The 5,936-nt window shown below is 73.4% G+C and carries 4 protein-coding genes and 1 pseudogene; 1 reads left to right on the top strand and 4 read right to left on the bottom strand.

Translation table 11 applies throughout. From position 1 onward, the window contains the following. Positions 1 to 125 precede the first annotated feature (125 nt). The 4 genes from ACFRCR_RS16015 to ACFRCR_RS16000 all read right to left on the bottom strand — a co-directional run bounded on the left by ACFRCR_RS16015 (position 126) and on the right by ACFRCR_RS16000 (position 4,964). Positions 126 to 722, bottom strand: a complete 597-nt coding sequence (locus ACFRCR_RS16015) for a hypothetical protein (protein ID WP_377678890.1) — start codon at positions 720 to 722, stop codon at positions 126 to 128. 140 nt (positions 723 to 862) lie between these two features. Further along, positions 863 to 2,083, bottom strand: a complete 1,221-nt coding sequence (locus tag ACFRCR_RS16010; RefSeq protein WP_377678888.1) for a hypothetical protein — start codon at positions 2,081 to 2,083, stop codon at positions 863 to 865. A 58-nt stretch (positions 2,084 to 2,141) separates the two neighbouring features. Next, positions 2,142 to 4,280, bottom strand: a complete 2,139-nt coding sequence (locus tag ACFRCR_RS16005) for a DUF11 domain-containing protein (RefSeq protein WP_377678886.1) — start codon at positions 4,278 to 4,280, stop codon at positions 2,142 to 2,144. A 153-nt stretch (positions 4,281 to 4,433) separates the two neighbouring features. Next, entirely contained in the window at positions 4,434 to 4,964 is a 531-nt protein-coding gene (locus ACFRCR_RS16000; protein WP_377678884.1) for a hypothetical protein, read from the bottom strand. Positions 4,965 to 5,326: 362 nt separating this feature from the next. On the opposite strand from ACFRCR_RS16000, the pseudogene ACFRCR_RS15995 reads away from it, so the two are divergent. Next, positions 5,327 to 5,936 (top strand): annotated as a pseudogene (locus ACFRCR_RS15995) (hypothetical protein); the annotation flags it as partial.

Below are 5,936 nucleotides of genomic sequence, written 5' to 3'. Positions count from 1 at the left end.
GAGACAGCCCTCCGGGAGGTGACCGGGAGGGCCGTCGGGCGGGGCAGGGTCTCGCGTTCCCTGGTGTTCCCCGCGTCTTCCTGGGTGTATCGCCGTGGCGAGCGGATCGCGTCGCCGAACCGGGATCAGACCAACCAGGAGTTCTTGCGGACGAGCGGCAGGCTCTTCCACTGTCGGCCGAGGCCGAGGGTGTCACCGGCGCCGATCATGGCCAGCGAGATGATCGCGAGGGCCTCGACGACGTGGCTGTCGATGATCGGGTTGGTGGTCAGGGGCAGCGAGGCCAGGTACATGAAGCCGAGGAGGACGGTCCCGGCGGTCGCCGCGATCCGCATCCCGATCCCGAGCATCAGGGCGAGCCCGATGCCGAGGAGGCCTGCCATGAAGAGCCAGTCGGCCCAGGCGGCACCGGCCATCCCGTTGAAGAAGCCGGCGAACGGTCCCTGGACGCCACCGAGGAAGCCGGCCGTGGGGCTTCCTCCGTTGATCCAGGCACGCTCCGAGGGGGTCGAGAACCCGAGCCCGAAGGTCTTGTCGAGGAAGGCCCACACGAAGTAGAAGCCCATGACGATCCGGAAGATCCCCAGGACGACCTGGGTCGGGAGGGTTCCGCGGACCGCGAGGCTCGCGGTCGTGGTGGCTCCCGTGACCTCGTGGGGGACGGCACGTACTGCTCGGGCCGAGCGGGCCGAGCCGGCCGGACGTTCGATCGTTGCACTCATGTCGTCTGTCTTCCTCTCCAGGACCGGATCCCCATCCGGTGCGTTGACTCCATTCCACCGGAGCGGGAGGGCTCGGACCTGGGGCGAAGGTCGAGGAACGCGGGGGACCTAGGTCCTCCCGTGCCGGGACCAGCGGTGCGTCAGTCGAACGCGGGATACCCGCCCGACGGCGTGGGTCCCCACTCGCGCTCGGCCCACGCGACGGCGTCGGACAGGACGGTCGCGATGCTCGGGGTGACGTCGCGCAGGTGCTCGGCCCCCCAGCGCCAGCGGGAGGTCACCAGCTGCCGGTACGACGGCGACCTCCCCTCGGGTCCGACGCGTGGGCGGTCCGCGACCGCGCCGTCGAGGAGCCAGCCCGTCATGGCGAGGATCCAGCCGGCGCACGCGAGCTGGACGTCGCGGGTCCATGCCGGCTCGACGACGGCGTCGGGCCGGTGCCTGCGCAGGCCCGCGGTGAACGCGGCGAGGAGGCCGTCGGTCAGGCCGGGAGGCGGGTCGAACACGCACCAGCACGTCGAGAACGGCATGAGCGTGTACGCGGCGTCGAGCGCGGGGTGGTGGACGTTCGTGTCCTCCAGGTCGAGGAACACCCACCCGGCCGGGGTGCGGACGGCGTTGTCGGGGCACGTGTCGCCGGGCGAGACGACGGCGGAGCTCCCCGCCGCGCGCAGGCTCGCGACCGCCTCGAGGTCGTCGTGCACGAACGCGAGCATCGCGTCGAGCGGCTCGCGCGCCAGACCCGTGGGGGTGGGCAGGGCGTCGACGAGCCGGTGCACCCCGGCGCGGGCGTCCGCGTCGAGGTCCCACCCCTTGACGACGCCGCGCGCCGCGAGCTCGGCCGAGAACCGTTCGACGTGCCGCCCGGACGCACCCGCGAGCTCGCCGAGCGCGGTCGCCCAGTCGTGCGCGCCCTGCCAGGCGGCGTCGCGGTCGCTGCCGAGCAGGAGGTCGGCGAGCGTGGGGCCGTCGCCGACGTCGCTCATGACGATCAGGCGGTGCGCCTCGTCGACGGCCAGCAGGACGGGGGTGTGGTCGAGGGTCAGGAGCCCTGCGGCCTCGTGCTCGAACGGGAGGCCGTGCGCACCCGGGCCGTCCAGGAAGCGCTTGACCACGACCGTGCTGCCCGGTGCGTGCGCCGCGGCACGGGTCGTGTCGAGGCGGTCGTCCGTCAGCCCGGCGACGACGCGGGCACGGACGACGAGCGACCGCGTCGACCCGCCGAGGGCCTCGGGCTCGGCGAGCGCGGCGCCGAGGGCGATGCCGGCGAGCGCGAGGGTCTCGTCGAGGTCGGGCACGAGGGCTCGCGTGGTCTGCGCGGGCGGCGATGCAGGCGCAGGCGTCGGGGCGGCGGAAGGCATGCCTCAGTCTGCCCGCCGGGCGACGCGTCGGTCCACGGTTCGAGCGGGGGAGACGTCTTCAGGGCCGCGCTGCTCGTCGCGCGACGAGCACGGACGTCCCTGCCGCGACGAGGAGCAGGGCCATCCACACCGTGGCCAGGGAGTCGGAGCCGGTGGTCGCGAGGCCGGAGGCACGTGCGCCCGTGCTCGTCCTGCCGTCACCGGGTGCCGCCGACGCGGCGACGGTGACCTGCGCACGGGCCGTGTCGTCGCCGGGGTCGTCGTCGGGGGTGCTGGCGGAGACGGACGCGACGAGGGGGAGCGTGGTGCCCGGCGGCGTCGTCGCGTCCACACGGAGCGAGACAGGGACGAGGAGCTGGTCGCCGGGGGCGACGGTCCCTGCCTCGCACGTGATGACCGGGCCCGACGCGGGGCACGCGGCAGCGAGCTCGATCACGGCCGCTCCCGGGGTGCCCGTCCCGCCGGCGTTGAGGAACGTCGTGCCGGGGGGCGCGTGGGTCACGACGACGACGCCTGTCATCGGTGCGTCGCCGCTGTTGGTCACGGCGATGACGGGATCGAGCCGGGCTCCCGCGACGACGGTGGCCGGCGCCTCGAGGGAGATCGCGAGGTTGCCGGGGGCGGGACCGACGACAGGCAGCGAGGTCGCGGTCGCGGAGTTGTCGGACCGGTCGGGGTCGTGGGCCGAGGTCGTGACCGTGGCGGTGTTCGTGATCGTCGTCCCGGCGAGGGCAGGGTCCTCGACGCGCAGGACGACCGCCCCGGTCCAGGTCTGGTCGGCGGTGAGCGTCCCCAGGGAGCACGTGGTCCGGGCGGTGTCGGCGGTGCACTCGTCGGGGCCGGAGACGTAGCTCGTACCCGGGGGCAGCGCGTCGGTGACCTCGACGTCGGTCGCGTCGGCCGGCCCGGTGTTGGTCACCGTCAGGGGCCACGTCGTCTCGCCACCGACCTGCGGGGGCTCTGTCGGTGCCGTCTTGGCGATCTGCACGTCCGCGACGTCCGCGGCGTCCGTGGTGGGACCGGCGAAGGCGCTCGCGGAGTTGTCGTCGTAGTTCGGGTCCCGCTGAGGGCTGTAGGCGGTCGCGTCGTTGGTGAGGGCCGTGCCCACGGGGGTGTCGGGCAGGACCTGGGTCCAGGCCCGGACGGTGACGGAGTCGCCCGAGGCCAAGGCGCCGAGGGAACATTGTCCCCAGGACGTGCACGTCACGCCGTCCACGCGGTCGAGCGTGAGGTGAGGACCGGGGTACTCGTAGAGAGTGACGGTGTCAGCAGCGTCGGGGCCGATGTTGGACACGGTGACGTCCCACGCGATCAGGTCGCCCGCGACGATCACGTCCGTGCCGACGAGCGACTTCGTGACGGAGATGTCGGTGGTCCGGGGTGGGAACGGGGTCACGCCGGCCAGGCTCACGACGGTCGAGTCGAGGGTGTACGCCTTGGGCCCGTCCGGCCCGGTGGCGGAGAAGTGAACCCAGGTGCGCGCGCTCGTCCTGGGGGTCGAGGCGTTGTCGGTGTACTTGTAGCTGAGGGTGCAGGTCCCGCCCACGGGGATCGGGGAGGCGCACGTGCCGAGGTCGAGCGTGAAGTCGGGGCCTTCACCGCCGGTGTCGAGCGCGGACAGCGGGACCCTCGCGAGGTTGGTGAACGTCACGGTCTGCGGCGCACCGGTCGTGCCAGGGACGGCGACGAAGCCCAGGGAGTCCGGATCCCAGGACAGCGTGTGGACGACAGCCTGGTAGGAGACGGGCTGGTCCGTCGTCGCGGGTCCTGCCGCCCCTGTCGCGTTCCACGTGCGCCCGCCTGAGACGGAGCTGGACGGGCTGAGGATCGTGCTCGGGTCGAACGTCACCGTGATGACGCACTCCTGGCCGGCGGCCAGGGTGACGGTACCGTCGACGCCCGACAGACCCGGGCAGGCATCACCGCTGACCTCACCCCACGGCTCGTCGGGCCCGGGCGTGTACCACCCGTCCGTCGAGAGCGTGGTGTCCTGCACCGCGGTCAGGCTGTAGGACAGCGTGACGTCCGGGTCACCGAACCGCAGGTCCTGCCCGAAGTCCAGCGTCGTCTCGGACACCGTCACGTAGTCGCTGAACTCGGCCGCGGAGGCCGGGGGTGCGAGCGCCACGGCCCCGCCGAGGCTCAGCAGGAAGACCAGGCCCGCCGCAGTCGGCCCGCGCGTCGGAAGGGTGCTCATCCTGCCCCCCGGGATCGTCTCTGCGTCGATGGAGAAGCTTCACCCATGGTGGCACCCGGTCACCCGACGCGCTCTCCGGGTGATCGAGCTCGTCCCGACGACCCGCCCGGTGGCGCCGAGAGATGGTCGTGCCTGCGCCACCGCTGGCGGCCGTCAGGACGTCGCGCCCTCGACGTCCTGCGAGAACTTCTCGACCTCGCCGCGCAGGTCGTCGAGCGAGCTGCTCACGGCCTCGTCGGCCGACTTCACGGCCTCGGACGCCGACTGGAGCTGTGCTGACGCCTCGTCGAGCCGCGCCCGGGCGTCCGCGACGCGCTGCTCGGCCTGCGCCTTGGTGTCCTCGGTCGCGGTGGCCGCCTCGTCGAGGGCGGTCCGGAGGTCCTCCGACGCCGTCCTGGCCGCGGTCACGGCCTCCTCGACCTGTGCTCTCTGGTCCGCGGGCAGCGAGCCGAGCGAGTCGACGAGCGACTGGACGTCGCCGCCGATGGCCTCGGCCTGCGCCTTGGCGTCGTCGAGGAGCTGGTCGAGCTGGTCGCTCGAGATGGAGATCTCGGGGATCGTGATGCTGCCGTCCTCGCCGCACGCGCCGAGCACGGACGTGGACAGGACGAGCGCGAGACCGACGGCGGCGCTCCGGCGGGTGCGTCGGGCGCTTGCGGTGTGCTGCGTTGCGTGGGTGTCCATCTCTCCATTGTGCAGACCTCCGATGAGAAGTCACCCATGAAGTTCCCAGACAAGGGGTGGCGCGCACGACCAAACTCCCTCAGGCTGGAGTCTGGTCGTGTTCGCCGATACCCTCGCACGGTCGAACGTCGCAGAACGGACATGGGAGTCTCGTGGTGACCTTGCCGACGCACCGGGTGCGTTCCAGCGGCCCAGGGGGCCGGCACGGCGCGTCCCGCGCCGAGCCCGCCGCCAGCGGAGTGCCCGCTGCCGACGCCGCTCCCGTCGCGCTCGACCAGGCGACAGAGCCCGTCCGTCCCCCGACCGAGCCGGGTCATCACGTCGACGCCCGTCACGTGCGGCGCCCGGCGCGGGCGGTTCCCATGATCCTCTCGTCGACGCTGGTCCTCGGGTCGGTCATGACGGTCGGCTTCGTCGGGTCCTCGATCACGCACCGCGAGTCGTGGTCGGTGCAGTACGCGGCGGAGGAGCCCGTGGCCGGTGCTGCGTTCGGCGTGCAGCCACCGGCCTACGAGCCGCCCGGCGAGGACGTCCAGCTCGACCGCGTGGTCAAGATGCTCGACCGGTCGGACGAGGTGATCGGCGCTGACGCCGCGGTCTCGGAGACCGTGCTGCAGGCGCGCTCCGAGCTCGGCATGCTGCTCGCGACCTATCAGGCCCAGCAGGCTGCGGTCGGCGGAGGTGCGCGGGGCTCGGTCGACGCCCCCGGGCCCGTCGCGCCCGGTGCCCTGCCCGGTGAGGGTCTCGCGACGCCGCCCGCGGCGCCGGACCCCCTGACCCCGACGACGCCGGACGCCCCAGCTGTTCCGGGTGGGCCCGGCGCGCCGGGCGTCGTCGACGGGCAGGCGCCGACCGCGCCACCGGCGACCGGTACGCCCTCGACCGTCGTGCCGGTGGGCCCCGGGGTCGCGGCCGCCGCCAACCCGGTGGGCCCCGGGGTCGCGGCCGCCGCCAACCCGGTGGTCCCACCGC

It is taken from the genome of Oerskovia sp. NPDC056781, from assembly GCF_042789955.1.
In the GTDB taxonomy this organism is placed as follows: domain Bacteria; phylum Actinomycetota; class Actinomycetes; order Actinomycetales; family Cellulomonadaceae; genus Oerskovia; species Oerskovia rustica.
This window is presented reverse-complemented; position numbering and strand designations above follow the sequence as displayed.

Coding starts and splice junctions, on each gene's coding strand:
- ACFRCR_RS16015 (WP_377678890.1), bottom strand. CDS start 722: ATGAGTGCAACGATCGAACGTCCGGCCGGCTCGGCCCGCTCGGCCCGA.
- ACFRCR_RS16010 (WP_377678888.1), bottom strand. CDS start 2,083: ATGCCTTCCGCCGCCCCGACGCCTGCGCCTGCATCGCCGCCCGCGCAG.
- ACFRCR_RS16005 (WP_377678886.1), bottom strand. CDS start 4,280: ATGAGCACCCTTCCGACGCGCGGGCCGACTGCGGCGGGCCTGGTCTTC.
- ACFRCR_RS16000 (WP_377678884.1), bottom strand. CDS start 4,964: ATGGACACCCACGCAACGCAGCACACCGCAAGCGCCCGACGCACCCGC.